General features: G+C 72.0%; 14 protein-coding genes and 1 pseudogene. 9 read left to right on the top strand and 6 right to left on the bottom strand.

What is annotated here, in order from left to right; translation table 11 throughout:
* Positions 1 to 101 precede the first annotated feature (101 nt).
* Positions 102 to 1583, bottom strand: a complete 1482-nt coding sequence (locus ACFXDE_RS14730) for a SulP family inorganic anion transporter (protein ID WP_380494270.1) — start codon at positions 1581 to 1583, stop codon at positions 102 to 104.
* 781 nt (positions 1584 to 2364) lie between these two features.
* On the opposite strand from ACFXDE_RS14730, the gene gcl reads away from it, so the two are divergent.
* Both gcl and ACFXDE_RS14740 read left to right on the top strand, forming a co-directional pair.
* On the top strand, positions 2365 to 4146 hold the full coding sequence (gcl, locus tag ACFXDE_RS14735; protein ID WP_380494212.1) for a glyoxylate carboligase: 1782 nt from the start codon (positions 2365 to 2367) through the stop codon (positions 4144 to 4146).
* A 153-nt stretch (positions 4147 to 4299) separates the two neighbouring features.
* A complete protein-coding gene (locus ACFXDE_RS14740; RefSeq protein WP_380494214.1) occupies positions 4300 to 4788 on the top strand; it encodes a glutathione peroxidase in 489 nt (162 codons plus the stop codon).
* A 49-nt stretch (positions 4789 to 4837) separates the two neighbouring features.
* On the opposite strand, the gene ACFXDE_RS14745 is transcribed toward ACFXDE_RS14740, so the two are convergent.
* Positions 4838 to 5761: a LysR family transcriptional regulator gene (locus tag ACFXDE_RS14745; protein WP_380436261.1), complete on the bottom strand. Its 924-nt coding sequence runs from the start codon at positions 5759 to 5761 to the stop codon at positions 4838 to 4840.
* A 96-nt stretch (positions 5762 to 5857) separates the two neighbouring features.
* Here ACFXDE_RS14745 and ACFXDE_RS14750 point away from each other — a divergent pair, with 96 nt between their 5' ends.
* From ACFXDE_RS14750 to ACFXDE_RS14765, 4 genes are all read left to right on the top strand, one after another.
* On the top strand, positions 5858 to 6562 hold the full coding sequence (locus ACFXDE_RS14750) for a succinate dehydrogenase cytochrome b subunit (protein ID WP_380436259.1): 705 nt from the start codon (positions 5858 to 5860) through the stop codon (positions 6560 to 6562).
* On the top strand, positions 6559 to 8502 hold the full coding sequence (locus tag ACFXDE_RS14755; RefSeq protein ID WP_380436257.1) for a fumarate reductase/succinate dehydrogenase flavoprotein subunit: 1944 nt from the start codon (positions 6559 to 6561) through the stop codon (positions 8500 to 8502). Before ACFXDE_RS14750 ends, ACFXDE_RS14755 begins: the two co-directional genes overlap by 4 nt.
* Positions 8499 to 9236 (top strand): succinate dehydrogenase/fumarate reductase iron-sulfur subunit, encoded by a 738-nt coding sequence (locus tag ACFXDE_RS14760; protein WP_380436255.1) that lies wholly within the window; start codon positions 8499 to 8501, stop codon positions 9234 to 9236. Before ACFXDE_RS14755 ends, ACFXDE_RS14760 begins: the two co-directional genes overlap by 4 nt.
* A gap of 348 nt (positions 9237 to 9584) precedes the next feature.
* Entirely contained in the window at positions 9585 to 9887 is a 303-nt protein-coding gene (locus tag ACFXDE_RS14765) for a hypothetical protein (RefSeq protein WP_380494218.1), read from the top strand.
* Between the two features lie 32 nt (positions 9888 to 9919).
* On the opposite strand, the gene ACFXDE_RS14770 is transcribed toward ACFXDE_RS14765, so the two are convergent.
* Together ACFXDE_RS14770 and ACFXDE_RS14775 are read right to left on the bottom strand one after the other, a co-directional pair.
* Positions 9920 to 10507: a hypothetical protein gene (locus ACFXDE_RS14770; RefSeq protein WP_380494220.1), complete on the bottom strand. Its 588-nt coding sequence runs from the start codon at positions 10505 to 10507 to the stop codon at positions 9920 to 9922.
* Positions 10508 to 10603: 96 nt separating this feature from the next.
* The gene (locus tag ACFXDE_RS14775) at positions 10604 to 11539 is read right to left on the bottom strand and encodes a DUF2797 domain-containing protein (protein WP_380494222.1); all 936 of its coding nucleotides are present in this window, start codon (positions 11537 to 11539) and stop codon (positions 10604 to 10606) included.
* A 210-nt stretch (positions 11540 to 11749) separates the two neighbouring features.
* Here ACFXDE_RS14775 and ACFXDE_RS14780 point away from each other — a divergent pair, with 210 nt between their 5' ends.
* Together ACFXDE_RS14780 and ACFXDE_RS14785 are read left to right on the top strand one after the other, a co-directional pair.
* Positions 11750 to 12454, top strand: a complete 705-nt coding sequence (locus ACFXDE_RS14780; protein ID WP_380494224.1) for a DUF6159 family protein — start codon at positions 11750 to 11752, stop codon at positions 12452 to 12454.
* 149 nt (positions 12455 to 12603) lie between these two features.
* On the top strand, positions 12604 to 13767 hold the full coding sequence (locus ACFXDE_RS14785) for a hypothetical protein (protein ID WP_380494226.1): 1164 nt from the start codon (positions 12604 to 12606) through the stop codon (positions 13765 to 13767).
* A gap of 28 nt (positions 13768 to 13795) precedes the next feature.
* On the opposite strand, the pseudogene ACFXDE_RS14790 reads toward ACFXDE_RS14785, so the two are convergent.
* A pseudogene (locus ACFXDE_RS14790) lies at positions 13796 to 14239 on the bottom strand (MBL fold metallo-hydrolase); the annotation flags it as partial.
* Between the two features lie 126 nt (positions 14240 to 14365).
* On the opposite strand from ACFXDE_RS14790, the gene ACFXDE_RS14795 reads away from it, so the two are divergent.
* The gene (locus ACFXDE_RS14795; protein ID WP_380494228.1) at positions 14366 to 15001 is read left to right on the top strand and encodes a maleylpyruvate isomerase N-terminal domain-containing protein; all 636 of its coding nucleotides are present in this window, start codon (positions 14366 to 14368) and stop codon (positions 14999 to 15001) included.
* Positions 15002 to 15165: 164 nt separating this feature from the next.
* Here ACFXDE_RS14795 and ACFXDE_RS14800 read toward each other — a convergent pair whose 3' ends face one another.
* Positions 15166 to 19602 carry a LamG-like jellyroll fold domain-containing protein gene (locus tag ACFXDE_RS14800; protein ID WP_380494230.1) on the bottom strand — a complete coding sequence of 1479 codons (4437 nt, stop codon included), beginning with the start codon at positions 19600 to 19602 and terminating at the stop codon, positions 15166 to 15168.
* Positions 19603 to 20513 lie beyond the last annotated feature (911 nt).

The following is a 20513-nucleotide window of genomic DNA, read 5'->3' on the forward strand; positions in this document are numbered from 1 at the left end:
CTCCTCCGTCCTCCTCTCCTCCCGTCCCTTCCGGCGGGGCGCGCGCGCCCCCCCCCCCCGCCCCCCCGCGACCAGGCTAACCAGACGTCAGCCGGCGGCCGTCACACCACCATCGGCAGCGGCGGTTCGACGGCCAGCGGCGCCGAGCTGCGCGCCCGGTGCTGCGCGGCCCAGGACGCGAGCGCCACCGTGCAGGCGTGGTCCAGGTGTCGCAGGCCGGACCAGTCCAGCTCCACCGGGCGGTCGGCCGGCAGCCGCTCCAGCGCGTCGAGCAGCCGCGGCAACCGCAGGAACGTCGCGTTGCCGCTCAGCCGCACCCGCTGCAGCGCCTCGCCCGAGGGCCGCCGCTCCTCCTCCACCCGGATCTGCAGGTGCGAGGTCTGCCACGCGGACTTCACCACCGCCAGTCCGACGCCGATCAGCACCCCCTCGAACAGGTCGGTGACGACGATCGAGCCCGCCGTCACCCCGAGCACCACCGCCTCGCCCTGGTGCTCCCGGCACAGCGCCGCGATCCGCCGCACCGGGACGAGCTTCGCGCCCGCGTGCACGAGGACGGCGGCGAGCGCGGTGAGCGGGACGAGCCCGAGCACGCCGGGGAGCAGCGCGGTGAACAGCAGCAGCCAGACGCCGTGCAGGGTGCGCGAGGCCTTGCTGCGGGCGCCGGCCTGGACGTTGGTGGCGCTGCGCACGATGACGGCGGTCATCGGCAGCGCGCCGAGCAGTCCGCACACCGTGTTGCCGATGCCCTGCGCGGTGAGTTCGCGGTCGTAGTCGGTGCGCGGGCCGTGGTGCATCCGGTCGACGGCGGCGGCGCTGAACAACGTCTCGGCGGAGGCGATGAGGGTGAAGGCGACGACGGTGCCGAGGCCCGCGCCGCCGGCCAGTTCGCCGAGGGTGACGCGGTCGGGCAGGTGGACGACGTCGAGCAGGCCGGCGACGCGGACCCGGGCCACCGGCAGGTCGGCGGCCGCGGTCACGGCGGCGGCGAGCCCGACGGCGGCCAGCGGGGCGGGCACGCCGCGGGCGACTCGCTCCGGCAGGTGCTTCCAGAGGACGAGCACCAGCAGGGTGGCCACGCCGAGCGCGACGGCGCTCGGGTTCGCGGCGCCGGTGAGGGCGTCGCGCAGCAGGGCGGGCAGGCCGGCGATCTTCTCCGGGCCGGTGGCCGGGGCCCGGCGGTCGGCGAGCGCGTACAGCTGGCCGGAGAGCAGGGTGAGCCCGATGCCGGCGAGCATGCCGTGCACGACGGACGCGGACATGGCGCGGAACCAGCGGCCGAGCCGCAGGGCGCCCATGGCCAGCTGGAGCAGTCCGGCACCGAGGACGAGCAGGCCGAGCGCGTGCGGGCCGAAGCGGTGGACGGCGTCGTAGACGAGGACGGTGAGCCCGGCGGCCGGCCCGCTGACCTGGAGGCTGCTGCCGGGCAGCAGCCCGACCACCAGGCCGCCGACGATGCCGGTCACCAGGCCGAGCTCGGCCGGGACGCCGGAGGCGACGGCCACCCCGACGCACAGCGGCAGGGCGACGAGGAAGACGACGATCGAGGCGGGCAGGTCGTAGCGCCAGGGGACGGTGCGCAGGAGCCCGGTGAGCGAACCCCGGGGCCGGCCCGGGGGCGCGGTGCGGCGGGGGCGGCCCGGCGGGCCCTTGCGGCGGTGGGGCGGACGGCTCACCCGGTCACCGCCGGGCGACGGACGGGGTTTCGGCGCATGGGTACGTTCCTTCCGCGCGCCCGCCGGCGGCGGGCACGCTGCTCCGGGGCGGGCGGGGAAGCGTGCGGGTCGGCATGCGGGGAGGCATGCGGGAAGCGTGCGGATCGGCATGCGGGGAGGCATGCGGGGACACAGGCGCGGACGACACATGCGCAAACACATGCGAGGAAGCGTGCGACGGGACGTGCGGGCGCGAGGGGCACGGTACGAAGGGCAGGGCCTGCGGTACGTCCGGCGCTTGCGGATGCGCGCGGTGCTAGTGGGTGCGGGCGGGAAGAAGGGCCGCACGACGGGGGCGACAGTGGGTGGCCCGGCGTGGCTCCGACGGTACCCAGGGGTGCGGGGCGGGCCAACCTCGCACACGGCCCCTTCACCCGGGCTGCACACCGGGTCCGCTTTCCGGGCCGGAACGCACGGTTCCCCGGGCACACTTGCACGACAGCCGTCCGCGTGTACGAACGAGGTCTGCCCACCACGGATCCCACAGGCCACACCCTGGGCGAACGTCCACAATCTGTTGAATCTCCCCTTGACGCCCCGACAGGCTCCGTCCTACCTTTTCTTCCACATACAGAAACCGTTCTTCCGTATGGTGGAATTCTGGAGATGAGCCCTCCGAGCCACTGCGGGCCGACGCAGGAGAAACCCGATGCCTCGTATGACAGCCGCCCGCGCGGCCGTGGAGATCCTCAAGCTCGAAGGCGTTGAGGTCGCGTTCGGCGTGCCGGGCGCAGCCATCAACCCGTTCTACGCCGCCCTCAAGGCCTCCGGCGGGATCAGGCACACGCTCGCCCGTCACGTCGAGGGCGCCTCCCACATGGCCGAGGGCTACACCCGCGCCAAGGCCGGCAACATCGGCGTGTGCATCGGCACCTCGGGCCCGGCCGGCACCGACATGATCACCGGCCTGTACTCGGCGATCGCCGACTCGATCCCGATCCTGTGCATCACCGGCCAGGCCCCGGTCGCCCGCCTGCACAAGGAGGACTTCCAGGCCGTCGACATCGCCTCGATCGCCAAGCCGGTCACCAAGGCGGCGACGACCGTCCTGGAGGCCGCCCAGGTCCCCGGCGTCTTCCAGCAGGCCTTCCACCTGATGCGCTCCGGCCGTCCGGGCCCGGTCCTGATCGACCTGCCGATCGACGTCCAGCTCACCGAGATCGACTTCGACCCGGAGGCCTACCAGCCGCTGCCGGTCTACAAGCCGACCGCGAACCGGATCCAGATCGAGAAGGCCATCGCGCTGCTCCAGGAGTCCGAGCGCCCGCTGATCGTCGCCGGCGGCGGCGTCATCAACGCCGACGCCTCCGAGCTGCTGCTGGAGTTCGCCGAGCTGACCGGCGTCCCGGTGATCCCGACCCTGATGGGCTGGGGCATCGTCCCGGACGACCACGAGCTGAACGCCGGCATGGTCGGCCTGCAGACCTCGCACCGCTACGGCAACGAGAACTTCCTCGCCTCCGACTTCGTCCTCGGCATCGGCAACCGCTGGGCCAACCGCCACACCGGCGGCCTGGACGTCTACACCGCGGGCCGCAAGTTCGTCCACGTCGACGTCGAGCCCACCCAGATCGGCAAGATCTTCGCCCCCGACCTCGGCATCGCCTCCGACGCCAAGGCCGCACTGGAGCTGTTCGTCACGGTGGCCAAGGAGCTCAAGGCCGCCGGGCGGCTGAAGGACCGCGGCGAGTGGGCCGCCGCCACCCAGGCCCGCAAGGCCCAGCTGCAGCGCCGCACCCACTTCGACAACGTGCCGCTCAAGCCGCAGCGCGTCTACGAGGAGATGAACAAGGCCTTCGGCCCGGAGACCCGCTACGTCACCACCATCGGCCTGTCCCAGATCGCCGGCGCGCAGATGCTGCACGTCTACAAGCCGCGCCACTGGATCAACTGCGGCCAGGCCGGCCCGCTCGGCTGGACCATCCCGGCCGCGCTCGGCGTCGCGACCGCCGACCCCGAGGGCCAGATCGTCGCCCTGTCCGGCGACTACGACTTCCAGTTCATGATCGAGGAGCTGGCGGTCGGTGCGCAGCACCGCATCCCCTACGTCCACGTCCTGGTGAACAACTCCTACCTGGGCCTGATCCGCCAGGCGCAGCGGAACTTCGACATCGACTTCCAGGTCAAGCTGGAGTTCGAGAACATCAACGCGCCGGAGCTGGGCGTCTACGGCGTCGACCACGTCAAGGTCGCCGAGGGCCTGGGCTGCAAGGCGATCCGGGTCACCGAGCCGGAGGGCCTGCTGCCGGCCTTCGAGGAGGCCAAGAAGCTGGCCGCCGAGTTCCGCGTCCCGGTCGTCGTCGAGGCGATCCTGGAGCGGGTCACCAACATCTCGATGAGCGGCAACGACATCGACAAGGTCAACGAGTTCGAGGAGCTCGCGACCCTGCCCGAGCACGCGCCGACCGCCATCAAGCCGCTCGCGGTCTGAGGCGGCGCACGGACCCGCAGCGTGGGGGCGGACGCGCCGCTCAGTGCGCCCCCACGCTCGCGGAACACCGGCGGCGCCGTCGTGGTTGAGCCTTCCGGGAGCGCTACCGTAACCCGGGAGTCCGACCCCACCGACCTGCCAAAAGGGACCACCGTGAGCCTGTACGACATTCCGCTGCGCACGCTGTCCGGCGAGGCCACCTCGCTCGCCGATTACAAGGGCAAGGCGCTGCTGATCGTCAACGTCGCCTCCAAGTGCGGTCTGACCCCGCAGTACGCGGGCCTGGAGCGGCTCCAGGAGCGCTACGCCGGGCGCGGGTTCAGCGTGCTGGGCTTCCCCTGCAACCAGTTCGCCGGGCAGGAGCCGGGCAGCGCCGAGGAGATCGAGACGTTCTGCTCGACGACGTACGGCGTCACCTTCCCGCTGTTCGAGAAGATCGAGGTGAACGGTGACGACCGGCACCCGCTGTACGCCAAGCTGGTCGGGACGGCGGACGCCGAGGGCGAGGCCGGCGACGTCAAGTGGAACTTCGAGAAGTTCCTGATCACCCCGGACGGCTCGGTGGCCGCCCGGATCCGCCCGGCCACCGACCCGGAGTCGGACGAGGTCATCGCCGCGATCGAGGCCGTGCTGCCGGCCTGATCGCCGCACTGCCACGAGAACGGCCCGGGGCACGCGCCCCGGGCCTTTCTCATAGCAACAGCCGTGTGCCCGGCGGCAGTTCGCCGTCCCGGGCGGCGTCGCGCAGGTGCGCCAGCAGGGTCTCGCGCAGCGCGTCGGCGGCGCGCGTGAGCGGCACCTCGTGGCCGTGCGCGACGGCGATCGTGCGCCCCAGGCCCGGTCCCGCGAACGGGGTCACCCCGAGCCCCGAGCGGGCCGCCACCATGCCGGGCACCACCGCGGGCCCGAGCCCCGCCCGGACGAAGCCGAGCACCGCGTCCATCTCCCCACCCTCCACCGCGAACTCCGGCTCGAACCCCGCCGCCCGGCAGGCCGCCAGGGTCGCCTCGCGCACGTCGTAGCCCTCGCGGAACATCACCAGCGGCCGCCCGCGCAGCTCCGTCACCCGCACCGTGCGCCGGGCCCGCTTCGGGAGGGCGGACACCAGCACCAGCTCCTCGTGCAGCAGTTCGGTGACGTCCAGGGCCGGCGCCGCCTCCCCGCTCGCGGGGGTGATCACCAGCGCGAGGTCCAGCTCCCCCGCCGCCAGCCAGCGGACGAGGTCGCGCGAGCCGCCCTCGCGGACCGCCAGCGCCACCCCCGGGTAGCGGTCCCGGAACACCCGCAGGACGTCCGGCACCAGGCTCGTGCACAGGCTCGGCGGCGCCCCCAGCCGCACCCGGCCCCGGCGCAGCTGGACCGTCTCCTGCACGGCGAGCCGCGCGCTCTCGGTGTCCGCGAGGATGCGCCGCGCCAGCGGCAGCAGTGCGTCCCCCGCGTCGGTGAGAGCGATCCGGCCGCGCGTGCGGTGGAACAGCTCGGCGCCCAACTCCCGCTCCAGTGCCCGGATCTGCTGCGAGAGGGACGGCTGCGCCACGTGTGCCGCCTCGGCCGCGCGCGTGAAGTGGCGGGTCTCTGCGACGGCCAGGAAGTAGCGGAGTTGCTGGAGCTGCACACGGCCAGGATAGGCCTCCTTGATAGTGGCTGCCTATCGTCACGAGCCGCATCATGTCTTGGACGCACCCTTGCGGCCGTCCCTACCGTGGCTGCCATGACAACCGCGACTCGGACGGCCCGGCACCCGTCCACCCTGGCGACCCTCTGGCGGTCGACCGTCGGCAAGAAGGCGGTCATGGCCGTCAGCGGACTGGCCATGCTGCTGTACCTGGTCGCGCACATGCTGGGGAACCTCAAGGTGTTCTTCGGCCCCGACGACCTCAACGGCTACGCGCACTGGCTGCGCACCATCGGCGAACCGTTCCTGCGCTACGAGTGGTTCCTCTGGATCGCCCGCTCCGGCCTGCTGGCCGCCGTCGTCCTGCACGGCGTCGCCGCCTACCAGCTGAGCCGGCGCGACCTCGCCGCCCGGCCGAGCAAGTACGTGCACCAGCGCCGCCGCGCGAGCTACGCGACCCGCACGATGCGCTGGGGCGGGGTGATCCTCGCGCTGTTCATCGTGTGGCACGTCCTCGACCTGACGACGCTCACCGTGAACCCCGTCGCCGAGCACGGCCACCCGTACCAGAACATCGTCGCCACCTTCGGCCGCTGGTACAGCGACGTGATCTACATCGTCGCGATGCTCGCCGTCGGCCTGCACGTCCGGCACGGCTTCTGGAGCGCCGCGCAGACCCTCGGCGCCAACAACGCCCGCCGGGACCGGGCGCTGAAGCTGGCCGCCAACGGCCTCGCCCTGATCCTCACCGCGGGCTTCCTGTCCGTCCCCGTGGCCGTGATGACCGGAGTCGTGAAATGAGCTACGCGTCCTACACCGTCGGCGAGCCGATCGCCGACACCAAGGCGCCCGCCGGGCCGATCGAACAGCGCTGGGACCAGCGGCGGTTCGACGCCAAGCTGGTCAACCCGGCCAACCGCCGCAAGCACACGGTGATCGTCGTCGGCACCGGCCTGGCCGGCGGCGCGGCCGGCGCCACCCTCGCCGAACAGGGCTACCATGTCGTCCAGTTCTGCTTCCAGGACTCCCCGCGACGCGCCCACTCGATCGCCGCCCAGGGCGGCATCAACGCGGCCAAGAACTACCGCAACGACGGCGACTCCGTCCGCCGGCTGTTCTACGACACCGTCAAGGGTGGCGACTTCCGCGCCCGCGAGTCCAACGTGCACCGGCTGGCCCAGGTCTCGGTGGAGATCATCGACCAGTGCGTGGCCCAGGGCGTCCCGTTCGCCCGCGAGTACGGCGGCCTGCTCGACACCCGCTCCTTCGGCGGCGTCCAGGTCTCCCGCACCTTCTACGCCCGCGGCCAGACCGGCCAGCAACTGCTGCTCGGCGCCTACCAGGCGCTCTCCCGGCAGATCGCCGCCGGCAACGTCGAGATGCACGCGCGCACCGAGATGCTCGACCTCGTCGTCGTCGACGGACGCGCCCGCGGCATCGTCGCCCGCGACCTCGTCACCGGCGAGATCCGCACCCACACCGCCGACGCCGTCGTGCTCGCCAGCGGCGGCTACGGCAACGTCTTCTACCTCTCCACCAACGCCAAGAACTCCAACGCCACCGCGATCTGGCGGGCCCACCGCCGCGGCGCCCTCTTCGCCAACCCGTGCTTCACCCAGATCCACCCCACCTGCATCCCGCGCTCGGGCGACCACCAGTCCAAGCTCACCCTGATGAGCGAGTCGCTGCGCAACGACGGCCGGATCTGGGTGCCCAAGGCGCGCGGCGACCAGCGGCCGCCGGCCGAGATACCCGAGGACGAACGCGACTACTACCTGGAGCGCGTCTACCCCGCCTTCGGCAACCTCGTCCCGCGCGACATCGCCTCCCGCGCCGCCAAGAACGTCTGCGACGAGGGCCGCGGCGTCGGCCCCGGCGGCCAGGGCGTCTACCTCGACTTCGCCGACGCCGTCCGCCGGATGGGCCGGGACGCCGTGGAGGCGAAGTACGGCAACCTCTTCGACATGTACGAGCGGATCACCGCCGAGGACCCGTACCGGGTGCCGATGCGGATCTACCCCGCGATCCACTACACGATGGGCGGGCTCTGGGTCGACTACGACCTCCAGACCACCGTGCCCGGCCTGTTCGCGATCGGCGAGGCCAACTTCTCCGACCACGGCGCCAACCGGCTCGGCGCCAGCGCCCTCATGCAGGGCCTCGCCGACGGCTACTTCGTCCTGCCGCCCACCCTCAACGACTACCTGGCCCGGGAGAAGCTGCCGGCCGTCCCCGCCGACCACCCCGCCGTCACCGAGGCGGAGGCCGAGGTCGGGGACCGGCTGGGCCTCATCCTCGCCGTCGACGGCGACCGCACCCCCGACTCCTTCCACCGCGAACTCGGCGAACTCCTGTGGGACGAGTGCGGCATGGCCCGCGACGAGGCCGGGCTGCGCCGGGCCCTGGAGCGGATCCCGCGGCTGCGCGACGAGTTCTGGCACCGCATCAAGGTGCCCGGCACCGGCCGGGAGCTCAACCAGTCGCTGGAGAAGGCCAACCGGCTCGTCGACTACTTCGAGCTCGCCGAACTCATGTGCCTGGACGCCCTGCACCGGGCCGAGTCCTGCGGCGGCCACTTCCGCACCGAGAGCCAGACCCCGGACGGCGAGGCCGCCCGCCGCGACGAGGACTACACCTACGCCGCCGCCTGGGAGTTCACCGGCACCGGCACCGCGCCCGTCCTCCACCGCGAGGCGCTCGACTTCGAGTACGTCCACCCCACCCAGCGGAGCTACGCATGAACCTCACCCTGCGCATCTGGCGCCAGGCGGGCCCGGACACCCCCGGCGCGATGACCACCTACGAGGTCGGCGGGATCAGCCCGGACATGTCCTTCCTGGAGATGCTCGACACCCTCAACGAGGAGCTCATCACCCGCGGCGACCAGCCCGTCGCCTTCGACCACGACTGCCGCGAGGGCATCTGCGGCGCCTGCGGCATGGTCATCAACGGGCAGGCCCACGGCCCGGAACGGACCACCACCTGCCAGCTGCACATGCGGCACTTCACCGACGGCGACACCATCGACGTCGAGCCCTGGCGGGCCTCCGCCTTCCCGGTGGTCAAGGACCTCGTCGTGGACCGCTCGGCCTTCGACCGGATCATCGGCTCCGGCGGCTACGTCACCGCCCCCACCGGCAGCGCCCCCGACGCGCACGCCACGCCCGTCCCCAAGGAGGCCGCCGACACCGCCTTCGAGCACGCCGAGTGCATCGGCTGCGGTGCCTGCGTGGCCGCCTGCCCGAACGGCTCGGCGATGCTCTTCACGTCCGCCAAGGTCGTCCACCTCAACGTGCTCCCCCAGGGCGCGCCGGAGCGCTCCTCCCGGGTGCGGAACATGGTCGCCGCCATGGACGCCGAGGGCTTCGGCGGGTGCACCAACACCGGCGAGTGCGCCACCGCCTGCCCCAAGGGCATCCCGCTCCCCAGCATCGCCGCGATGAACCGCGAGTTCCTGAAGGCCGCGCGCGGCTGAACTCCCCCTCCCCTTCGGCCTCCCGTGCGTGCGCGGGAGGCCGAAGCGCGTGCCGGACGCGTCTGCGGCGTCCAGCGGGGCGCGCGGGGCGTCCGCGCGCTCCCCGATGGAGTGGTGGATCGTCAGGACCGGTGCTGCTGCGCGGATTTTCGCGCTACCGTGGTCCTCCGCTACGGAAGGACGGCATATGCCCGAGGTTCAGTCCTGTTCCGGTTGCGGCGGGTCCGGGGGGACCCAGAAGACCGAGGCCACGGTCGAACTGGACGAGGAAGGAAGCATGGTGCCGAGGATCCACACCTTCTGGTCGCCATGCGGTCGGTGCCACGGATCCGGGACGGTGATCGTCGGATGAGGTTGGTCTTCGAATGCGTCGAGTGCGGTGGGCACTACCTGCCGCCCGAGAGCCTGGCGTACCCCGACGGGCCCGCGTCCCCGATCTGGTGCTCGCGCTGCCAGACGGCCAAGCGGGTGGCCGGGGTCCGCGAGGACCCGCTGCTCGCGCGGATGGCGCTGGCCGCCGCCCGCGCCGCGGCGGCCCGGCGCGCGGCGGACACCGAACCGCCCGCGCGCACCGACGTCCGCCCGTCGCGGCCGCCGCTCTCGCGCCGGTCCCGCTCCGGGCCGGGCGGGGTGCGCGGGCGGCTGGGCTGAGCCCCCGCCGCCGTCAGGCCGTCGAGAGGAACTCACGGAGCAGCGCCGCGATGGTGTCCGGGGCGTCCTCGGGGCTGTAGTGGCCCACGCCCGCCGGCTCGACGGTCCGCCCGCGCGGGAACGCCTCCGCGAACAGCGGCAGGAAGTGCCGCGCCCCCCGGCGTCCGGTCCGCGCCGCCCCAGACGGCGAGCGCGGGCACGGCGGCGAGCGCGGCGCGGGCCTCGTCGCCCGGCGTCTCGAACACGTGGGCCCCGGTCGCGAAGCCCTTCGCCCAGCCGAGCGCGCCGGCCGCCTCCGCACGGGTGGGGAACGGCGAGGCGTAGGCGCGCAGCCAGGTGTCGGCGATCAGCGCGTTGTTCTCGAAGCCGTTGAGCTTCAGGGTGCTGAGGATCGTGTAGCCGAGTTCGCCGAGGACGGCGTCCAGGCTGCCGTCCGCGTGCGCGCGGGCGATCCAGCGGACCAAGTCGCGGAAGAGGTAGCCCCAGGTGGGTTCGCCGTGCAGGCAGAGCAGGACGGGGCCGTCGCCCTCGTCGACGTGGTGCATCCGGAAGCCCGGGGCGGTGCTGAAGTGCCGCCGGTACGGGAAGGTGCCGTCGAAGGGCTTGTGGGCGGCGATCATCGCGGGGTGCTCACTCCGTGCTGGTGGCAGGTTGAAACCACTGAGGGCGAGGCCGGACCTCGTGGTTTCATCAAGCAACCAGCACGGTGGGCGAGTTCAGAACAGCGCTTCCTGGGTGTCCGGCTCCGGCGGGCGGACGCGCTCCGCGAGCGCGACGCCGGCGGTGGCGCGGCCCGTGACGGCGGTGAGCGTCCAGCCGGTGAGCAGCCGGGTGTCGAGAAGCAGCGGGTCGGCGCCGTCGGCCTGGTCGAGGAAGAGGTGCCGGCCGACCGGCGCCCGCAGCGTGCCCGCGAGGACGGCGCCGTGCGCGAGCCCGTCGACGTGCCGGTAGCTCTCCGGGGCGCCGCCGGCCAGGCCGAAGCGCTCGACGTGGTCGGTCACCGGGCGGTCCGCGAGCAGTTCCAGGGCGTGGCCGCGCAGGAGCCCGTGCGCCTGCGCCCGGGCGTCGGAGAGCACGGCCCGACGGTGCGGCACGTCGCCGTGCGACCACCAGCGGTCCGTCTTGGCGCGGCTCTTGAACCGCTCGCGCGCCAGGCCCGAGGCGGCGACGGTGAGTTCGGCGCGACGGATCGCCGGGAGGCCGCCGCGCGCGGTGAACGCGTAGGCGAGCGCGCCCTGTTCGAGGAGCCGGCTGTCGCCGCGCTGCTCGGCGGTCAGGCCCACCTTGAGCAGGCCGTCGCCGAACCAGGCCAGGTAGAGCAGGTACGTGCGGCCGTCGTCGAGGATCTGGTCGCGGGCGAGGGCGAGGCCGCGGTCGACGCTCTGGCACGCCGGGCACTGGACGGCGCCACCGCCCGGATCGATCTCCGCGTGGTGCGGACACGGCGTGCGCTCGGTGGCACCGGCCAGCCAGGCCCCGGTGCACCGGCGCGGGCCGCCGAGCAGCCAGCCGACCTCCGTCCCGGCCCCGACGACGCGCTCGTGCACCCGCGGACCGCACACGGCACCGAGCCGCGGCCGGCCCTCGTGCCAGCTCAGGCCGGTGGAGATCCAGCCGGCGGGCCGGTCGGGATGCTGCGGTGCGATCGTCACGGGGCTCCTCTCGGCCGGAACGAGCCCGGGCGCAGCCGGTCTCGGTCGGAACCAGTGAGGCTACCCGCCACCACCGACAGCGGGCACGGCCGGTACGGTGTGCGCGCACTCGACGGCATGCCCGACGACGTACTGCTCGATGCCATACTGCTCGATGACGCACTGGGGGAACGAATGCACGGGACGAGGCCGATCCGCGCATCGGCACGCGTGGTGTGGGCCCACAAGCAGTTGCTGGTGATGCCCGGCATCGCCGGGACGGCCCTGGCAGCGGTGATCGGGCTGCTGGTCGCGCTGGCGGTGGCGCTCTGGCCCCGGCTCGACGGATCCGCAGGGAACATAGCGTTCGCCGTCGCCGGGGTCGCGCTGGTCTCCCTGGTCTGCACCTTCTTCAACGCCGCCCTGATCCTCGCCGCCGACGACGCGCTGAGCGGCCGGCCCGTGACGGTCGGCGGCAGCTACGCGCGGGCCGCGCGGCGGTTCCCGGCAATCGCGGCGTGGGCCGCGGTCGGGGTCCTCGTGTGGCTGGGCGGGGCACTGCTGGAGCGGGTGCCGGTCGTCGGCTGGGTGCTGGAGAAGGCCCTCGGCATCGCTTGGGGCTTCGCGACGTACCTGGTGCTCCCCGCCATGATGGTCGACGGCCTCGGCGTCCGGGAGGCGCTGCGGACGTCCGGGCGGAGCTTCGGACGCGACGGCGGCCGGGTCGTCCGCGGCTCGCTCTGGATCGGGCTGCCGACCCTGCTGGCGTACCTCGCGGCGCTGGGCCTGCTCGTCCTGGGCTTCGGCTCCGACGACCCCGTCCTCACGGTCCTCGCCGCAGTCTGCGCCGGACTCCTGGTGGCCGTCGCGACGGCGGTCGGCGCGGGCCTGTCCGGGGTGTTCCGCACCCGCCTCTACCGGGAGGCCCGCGCCTGACGGCGGCGTCACCCGGGCGCCCGGCATTCGGCGGACACCGGCGAGCGGGCCGAGGGGTGCGTGCCTAGCGTGACGTCCTGGGGGCGATCCGAGCACTTCCGCGGGTCGGGACGGACCGTCCCGGGCCCGCCCTCCAGGAGGCACCGCACATGAGACTTCGGGCTTGTTCGAGCGCGCTGGTGAGCGCCGCGCTGACCCTCGGCCTGACCGCCGCCGCGACCCCGGCCGGGGCCGGGACCGGGGCCGGGACCGCGACCCCGCCCGTGGCCGCCGAGCCGCGGCCGTTCCTCGACCGGCTGAACACCGTGTCCCTCGTCGGGTCCACCGTGCCCGCCAACGGCGACGTGAACCCGTACGGCACGTTCACGATCCGGGAGAGCGTCGGCGACCTGCGCCGGGGCAACGTCCTGATCAGCAACTTCAACAACTCGGTGAACCTGCCGGCGGGCCAGCAGGGCCGGGGCACCACCCTGGTCCAGGTCGCCCCGGACGGCGCCCTGACCACGTTCGCCACGATCGACCCGAACAACCTGCCGGGACCGTGCGACGGCGGGGTCGGCCTCACCACGGCGCTGACCGTCCTGCCCGGCGGCTGGGTGGTCGTCGGCAGCCTCCCCACCTCGGACGGCACGTCCGCCACCGCCAAGGCCGGGTGCCTGCTGGTGCTCGACGAGCACGGGACGGTCCGCGAGACGATCGCCGGGCACGGCATCAACGGCCCCTGGGACATGACCGCCGTCAGCCTCGGCAAGCGCAGCGAGCTGTTCGTCACCAACGTGCTCAACGGAACGGTCGACGGCAACGGCGCGGAGGTGGACGGGGGCACCGTCCTGCGGATCACCCTGTGCGCCGAGGGCGACCAACCGCCCACCCCGGTGGCCTTCACCGAGATCGGCTCGGGCTTCCCCGAGCGGACGGACCCGGCGGCCCTGGTCGTCGGCCCGACCGGGGTCGGCCTGCACGACGGCACGCTCTACGTCGCGGACACCGTGCTGAGCCGGATCACGGCCATCCCCGACGCGCTCACCCGCAAGAACAGCGCGGGCATCGGACGGGTCGTCACCTCGGGCGGCAGCCTCAACGCCCCCCTGGGCATGGCCCTCACGCCCAGGGGCGACATCCTCACGGTCAACGGCGGGGACGGCAACATCGTCGAGACCACCCGGAGCGGACGGCAGGTGGCGACCAAGACGATCAACAACGAGGGCACCCCGCCCGGCGCGGGCGCCCTCTTCGGCCTCGACCTGGACCTCGACCGCGACGCGGTCTACTTCGTCAACAACGCCGACAACGTCCTCGACGTCCTGCACTAGGCGCTCTCTCCCGTCAGGCCGTCGCACCCGGCAGGCCGGCCACCCCCACCGCGTCCAGGAGTGGGCCGCCCGTGAAGGCGGCGAGGGGGCGGCCGTGCCGGGTGAGGACGTACGAGGTGTGGTGCGGCGTGTGGCCGGGCGTCGCGACGGCGCGCAGGGCCAGGCCGTGGTCGGGGTCGAGGTCGAACTCGTCGCCGTCGTGCACCAGGACGCGCCGGTAGGACACCGCCGCGTCGGCGGGCACGAGGTAGTGCGCGCCGGTGAGCAGCGCGAGTTCGGGCCCGCCGGTGGCGTGGTCGTCGTGCACGTGGGTCTCGGCGACGTACGCGATCGGCACGCACCGGCGGGCGGCCGCGGCGAGGACCCGGCCGACGTCGGCCGGCGGGTCGACGGCCACCGCCCCGCCGGGCCCGCCCGCCAGGTAGCCGTGACTGCCCGGCGCCTCGCTCTCAAGGATGTCGACGAAGTACACGCACCCTCCTCACGGATGTACCCCGGATGTACCCCTGGGGGTATCGGGCCGGATCCTAGCAGACGTACCCCCAGGGGTATCGCAGGCGCGCGGTGGGCCGGGGCCGGGGCCGTTAGCATCACGATCATGACCGAGACCCCCACCCCGGACGACCTCGCCACCGCCCTCCGCCTCGCCGCCGACACCCTGCGCGGCGCCCCCGCGGACGCCGACTGGTCCCGCCCCGCCGGCACGCTCGGCTGGTCCTGCTGGGAGACCGTCGAACACCTCGCGGACGACCTCCTCGCCTACGCCGCCCAACTCGGCCCCGCCCGGCCGCCGCGGGACCGCTACGTCCCGTTCGTCTCGACGCGCGAGGCCCCGGGGGCGCCGAACAGCTTCGTCCGCGCCGAGCGCGGGGCCGGCACGGCCGGGCTCGTCGAAGTGCTGGAGGCCAGCGGCGGACTGATGGTCGCCATCGCCCGCACCGCTTCACCCGACGCGCGCGCCTACCACCCCTGGGGCCTCGCCGACCCGACCGGCTTCGTGGCGATGAGCCTGGTGGAGCTCCTGGTGCACCTGCACGACGTCACCCAGGGCCTGGACCTCCCGTGGAACCCCCCGGCCGACATCTGCCACCGCACCCTCACCCGCCTCTTCCCCGACATCCCCACCGTCGACGCCGCCCCCTGGCCCACCCTCCTCTGGGCCACCGGCCGAGCCCCACTCCCCGGCCACCCCCAACGCACGACCTGGCGCTGGCACGCCGACGTCCCCGCCTGACCACCCGGCCCGCAGGAAGTCGGACCCGCCGACTTCCTGCGCGTCGGCCCCATCGGCGCCCCTGAACTCGATGAGCGCGCATCCGGGCCTGCCGGCAAGCCAACATCGGCCTCTCTCCGAACGAAGCTCGGAGAGAGGCCGATACGGTGCCAATCGGACTTCCGCTACTTGGTCTGGGCCTCGTAGGTCCAGCGCTCGTTCGCGCCGCCGGTGCAGTCCCACATGTCGAGCGCGCTGCCGTTCGTGGTGTCCCAGCCGTGTACGTCGATGCAGCGCCCGGATGCCGGGTTGTAGATGGACCCGTCGTACTGGCGGATCCACGTCTGGGCTGCCGGGTTGCCGCAGGGCTGGGCGGTGATCCGGGTTCCGTTGGCGGCGGGCGTGGTCGCCGTGCCCAGGCAGGTGCCGGTGAGCGGGTTCTTGATCTGGTTGTCGGCGGTCATCAGGAGGTGCTGGCTGTCCCCGTTCCAGCAGTCGTAGATCGCGGCGGCGGCGCCGGTGAGGCCGCCCCAGTTGTCCACGCACTTGCCGGGGTTGAAGGCGGTGTGGATCTGGACGAGCGAGTCGGTCGTCGCGAGCGCGTTCGCCTGCGGGTCGGTCAGTGCGTACGGGTAGATCCGGACGTCGCCGACCGCGCCGTTGAGCGCGTTGCCGGCGGGGTAGCGGTTGCTGATGTCGTTGCCGATGTTGAGGCCGCCGGTGGTCTTCCACGCGGTCGGGACCTTGGTGGAGCCGACCGCTCGGCCGTTGACGAACAGCGTGGCGGTGCCCGCCTCTGCGTTGTAGGTGCCGATCAGGTGGGTCCAGACGCCGAGTCGGGGCTTGGCCCGGTCCGTCGTCGGGTCTGTTGCGACGTAGTAGGTGCCGGTGTTGTAGTGATCGCCGTCCGGCAGGACGAAGGCCCATTTGCCGAGCCCGGCCGAGTACTGGAGGTAGAACGGGCTGCGCTCGTCGCCGGTGAGCGACAGCACGCTCTGATAGCCGTTGGTGTTGTTGAGCTTCACCCACGCTGCGACGCTGTAGCTCCGGGTGGTGTCGAGGCCAGACGGTCCGGTGGTGCGGTAGAAGACGGAGCCGTCGAGCGCTGTGGCCTTGTTGGCGTTGCCGGTGTGATCGGCGGTGAGCACGGCGTTCTTCGGGTAGGCAGTGCCGGGCGCTCCGTTCTGGTACAGCGCGTTGGCGTCGCCGGTGTCACCGCTGCTACGGCCGTCGAGTGCCCACCACTGCGGATTGACGGACGTGTTGCCGATCGTGGAGGGGCCGACCTGCCAGGTGTATCCGGCGGCCGGGTTGCCGGGAGCAGTGGGCTGTCCCCACCAGATGTCGATCGTGCCGTTGCCCTTCATGGCCCAAAGGGTCGAGTTGCCGCTGCCGGTGAGGTCACCGTCGGAGCCGACGGTGGGCCAGGTGTCGGCGCTGACTCCGCCGATCTTGGTGCCGGGGCTGATCTGGGTGAGCGTCGGGGCCATGACGGTCTTGCCGGTCGGGTCCAGGATCGGCCTGCCCTGGTTGTCGGTGGCGACGACGGTGCTGGTGGTGAAGGTGTAGGCGAGCAGGTCGTCCCTGGCCGCGTCACCGGTCGCCGCGAGGTTCCGGCTCCACAACCCGGGGTGTCCCTGCTTGGTCCAGTCACCGGGAGTGATGAGTTCCTTGTCCTTCCAGCCGGAGGCGGCCAGTTGGACGGGCTTTCCGAGGGTGCTGGTGTCTGTGGCCGGGTAGTACCAGAGGGCAGCGTCGGAGCCGCCGTTGAAACTTTCGACGGTGAGCAGCCCGGTCTTGTTCTTGAATCCCAGCTTGGGATCGAGGTCGGAGTTCACCGGGTCGCCGAGCGCGGCGACCCGGAGCGTATTCGACCAGTCCTTGGCGTTGTAGCCGGGAGTGCCGAGCCATGCGCAGTTCTCCGTCTGTGTCGGTGAACAGGCGGGCTTCGAGATCGACTTCTTCGCGTCGATCCGCCCGTACACGCCGTCGTTCCCGGGATTGGGATAGACGAGGAGGTCGGGCGAGCCCGGTCCATGGACGATGACGTCATCGAGGTGGGTACCGCCGGTCAGGGTGCCACGGTGCGTGAACTGGAAGTTCTTCCAGCTCAGACCGTCGGGCGCGGCACCGGCGGTGGCGACGGTCGTGACGGACGGGTTCTTGACGTTCGGGTTGCCCGGGGCGTTGTAGGTGCGCAGGTTGCCGGCCTGGTCGGCCAGCAGGATGTCGGGGGCTCCGTCGCCGGTCACGTCGCCGAAGACCGGCGGCGGGCCGTCGGGGTTCCACGGCACGTAGAACGAGTACGACGCGACGGGCGAGACGTTCTGCGCGTTGTCCATCACCTGGATGTACAGGATGTTGGTGCCCCAGCGGCCGGGTGCGACGGGGATCCCGCCTTGCGGCATCTGTGACCCGCAAGCCCAGCCGGCGCCGGAGAACTGGGGGTCCCAGGACCAGCGGGCGCAGACCACACCGGAGGCGTAGCCGCCCCCCGCCGGGGCCGGGTCGGCTGCGGTGAACGGCACGAGACCGGTCTCCCCGACCCGCTTCTTGGTGACCTGGCCGTTGCCGGACGGCGGGTACTTGGTCGCCAGGTCGGCATCCGACAACTGGGTGTAGACGTCCGGGACCGAGAGGGTCGGCGGGGTCAGGTCGACGCCGAAGCGGCAGACCGGGGTCGAGGCCGACATCTGCTGCATCACGGTGTCGGCACCCAGGGCGCCCCAGCCGTAGACGTGACCGTCCTTGATGACGCCGGGCTTGACCTGGAAGACCGCCACGCCGTTGTTGGGCGTCAGAGCGGAGTTGCCTTGGTCGGCGTCGGCGCTGAGGTCGGCGTAGTCCCAGATGTGGAACCAGCCGGTGAGCGAGTTCTGGGCTCGGCTGCTGACAGTGGCGTTGAGCGTGACCGTGCCGTTGAAACCGGCGGAGGAGTTCATCCAGCCGATCGAGTTGCCGTCGCAGCCCTGGTTGGTCGTCTCCGGGACCTTGGTGGTGGGGGCCGGGGAGGCGTTGGGGTTGGTCGGGGTATTGGGGACGCGGTCGTACTTGACGACGACGACCGGGGTGTAGTCGATGCGCTTGAACGCCTTCTGAATCGTCTCGTCGTGAGCGGCGAGGCCGAACGCGAGGCTGTCCCGCGCGGGTGCGTAGTTCTGGTAGACGGAGGTGACGTCGTAGTCGATCTGGTAGCTGCCGGTGCAGCCGTCGTGGTGCGCTCCGGGTACGGACTTCGTGCCGACCACGCCTCCGATGACGCCGGGAGGGTTGTTCCAGGTCGTGTTGTTGTCGATCGGATTGGTGAGGTAGAGGTCGACGTCGTACGGGTTGGTGCAGGAGTAGTCGGAGGACTCGACCTCCCACAGCGACAGGGTCGCGTTGTCGATGACGATGTCGTTGTACCAGCGGGTGTCGAACTGGAAGTACGAGCGTTCGACGCCCTTCTTGGTCCGGTAGCCCTGGAATCCGACGCCGGGGGTGGCGTACTGGTCACCGGTGTTGGCTACGGTCCTCCCGATGTTGGCCGTGGTCGGATAGGCGGATTGGGTCCAGGTCCAGGCGTTGGCCGAGCGGCTGTCGTAGAGCCAGCCCGGGTCGATGAACCAGGGCCCCTGGCCCTGGCCGAGGATGGACTCGTCCGTGGTCAGTTCGACCGCGTCAGGGGTGGCCGTGGTGGCCATGGTGGCGATCTTGGCTCCGGGGCCAGGACCTTCGGCGGTGCTGGTCCGGTCGGACCCGCCTGGTGTCACGTCATCGACGGCACCGGCGGCGTCCCGCTTCGAGGGTGCGGTAGCCGGCGACGTGCTGGTGGAGCTGTCCCACATCTGCGGAGCGGAGGCGTGCCAGCGGACCTTGCCGTCCGCGGTGGTGGCGGTGAGGTTGTTGTCGGCGTCGGCCTTGACGGTCACGCCCTTGGCGGTCGTGGGGAAACGGACCTTCTTGAGTGCCGGGTTCTTCGCCGCTTCGGCGGACTTGACGATCAGGACCGTGCTGAGGCTGCCGAGCTTGGACGTGGCCACCTTGAGGTCGACGCCGGGCGCGACTTCCGGATAGACCAGTGCCTGGCCACCCGGGTCGAGCGTCGGATTGGTGAGCGGGAACGGGGAATCCATGCTCAGCGATTCCCCGTCAGGGCTGGTCAGGGTGGCCAATGGCCCGGCACCCCCGCCGGACAGGCGCACGCCGGAGATCGAGGCCTTGGGGCGGAATCCGCCGGAGCCGTCCGCGATCAGCGTGCCGTCGAGAATGGCCCACGCCCCGTCCTGCTTCACGCGCTGCGGGTCGGCGTGCATGGTCCGGGCGAGGTGGCCGTCGGGAGTGGCGATAGTCTCGCTCGACTCGTCGGTCAGCTCCGGAACCGCGACGGGCTTTCCGGTCTTCTTCGCCTCGGCGATCGCCTTGTCGCCGGGCAGGACGGGCTTCTCGCCTGCGAACTTGGCGTCGCCGGCGGTGATCGCGCCGGACAGTCCGGTCGGAAGGCCAGCCCAAGCAGCGGATGTCGAAGGCGGCGCGGTGTCGGCGAAGGCGCTGGGCGCGATCGGCCCGACCGAGGTCAGCGCGAGAGCCAGACCGATCGCGGCGGCTGATGAGCGCCGTGACGGATACCTGATTCGGCGCATGCCGGAGGAAGCTCCGGGCGGAGCGGTAGGCATGATGTAGTCCCCCCACGAGAGATGCACGTGTCGATGCGTGCGAGCAACCTGCCGGTGAACGTAGGCAGGGCCAGAAGGCAAGCTGTCTCAGCGGCAAAGGCTTCGTCAACCACCTTTCACCGGCTGGATGTCCGATTTGCCATCGGGCCTCCCCGTTTACCCTCCGCGTGAGATCCGTCACCCAGGGCGGGTGTGGTGAATCCGCTCGACCGCCCATTGGTTTGCACGCTACCCTCCGCCACAGTCGTTCGTCCGCGCCGTGTCGCGGTGCGGCCAACTCTGCTGGGGGGCAGTCATTTTGGTTCGTCATGTCCGTTTACGACGATCGGTTGGGCGGGTGGGTCCGCCGCCGACGTGGGGGAAGTCCCGAGTAGCACTCGTCAGTTCGCTGGCGCTTCTTGGAGCGTTGCTGTCACCGGTGGCGCCGGCACTTGCCGCACCGCTGGCGGACAGCGGCAAGGACAAGATCTGGTCACCGCCCAACACGCCGTTGCCGAAGACGGGATCGGTGCCCGGCAAGCACGATGTACCCAAATCGACTCCTCGGGTGACCGGTTCGCCGGACTGGGTGCCGCCGAAGCCTCCGACGGGATCGGCGCACGGCAGCGCGGTGGCAACACTGGCAGCACCTCCGGCCGCCGGTTCGACAGCGGCCCGCAAGGGCGCGGACGGAGTCGAGACGCGGGAACCCGCTGCGGGGGCGTCACAGCGGGCCGGCGATCTGCCGGTATGGCTGGCCCCGGTTGCCACGTCCGGTGAATCCGCTCCGGCCGGCGCTGACGCGGGCTCCGCACCCGTGAACGTTCAGGTCGCCTCATCGACTGTCGCTGACGCCGCCGGCGTGCAAGGTCCACTGGTATCGCTCTCGCGGACCGCGG

Source organism: Kitasatospora sp. NPDC059408 (genome assembly GCF_042751525.1).
In the GTDB taxonomy this organism is placed as follows: Bacteria; Actinomycetota; Actinomycetes; order Streptomycetales; family Streptomycetaceae; genus Kitasatospora.

What these genes read in the sequence shown, in the direction of transcription:
- ACFXDE_RS14755 (WP_380436257.1), top strand. Translation starts at nt 6,559, where the DNA reads ATGAGCTACGCGTCCTACACCGTCGGCGAGCCGATCGCCGACACCAAG.
- ACFXDE_RS14770 (WP_380494220.1), bottom strand. Translation starts at nt 10,507, where the DNA reads ATGATCGCCGCCCACAAGCCCTTCGACGGCACCTTCCCGTACCGGCGG.
- gcl (WP_380494212.1), top strand. Translation starts at nt 2,365, where the DNA reads ATGCCTCGTATGACAGCCGCCCGCGCGGCCGTGGAGATCCTCAAGCTC.
- ACFXDE_RS14760 (WP_380436255.1), top strand. Translation starts at nt 8,499, where the DNA reads ATGAACCTCACCCTGCGCATCTGGCGCCAGGCGGGCCCGGACACCCCC.
- ACFXDE_RS14750 (WP_380436259.1), top strand. Translation starts at nt 5,858, where the DNA reads ATGACAACCGCGACTCGGACGGCCCGGCACCCGTCCACCCTGGCGACC.
- ACFXDE_RS14800 (WP_380494230.1), bottom strand. Translation starts at nt 19,602, where the DNA reads ATGCGCCGAATCAGGTATCCGTCACGGCGCTCATCAGCCGCCGCGATC.
- ACFXDE_RS14765 (WP_380494218.1), top strand. Translation starts at nt 9,585, where the DNA reads ATGAGGTTGGTCTTCGAATGCGTCGAGTGCGGTGGGCACTACCTGCCG.
- ACFXDE_RS14785 (WP_380494226.1), top strand. Translation starts at nt 12,604, where the DNA reads ATGAGACTTCGGGCTTGTTCGAGCGCGCTGGTGAGCGCCGCGCTGACC.
- ACFXDE_RS14795 (WP_380494228.1), top strand. Translation starts at nt 14,366, where the DNA reads ATGACCGAGACCCCCACCCCGGACGACCTCGCCACCGCCCTCCGCCTC.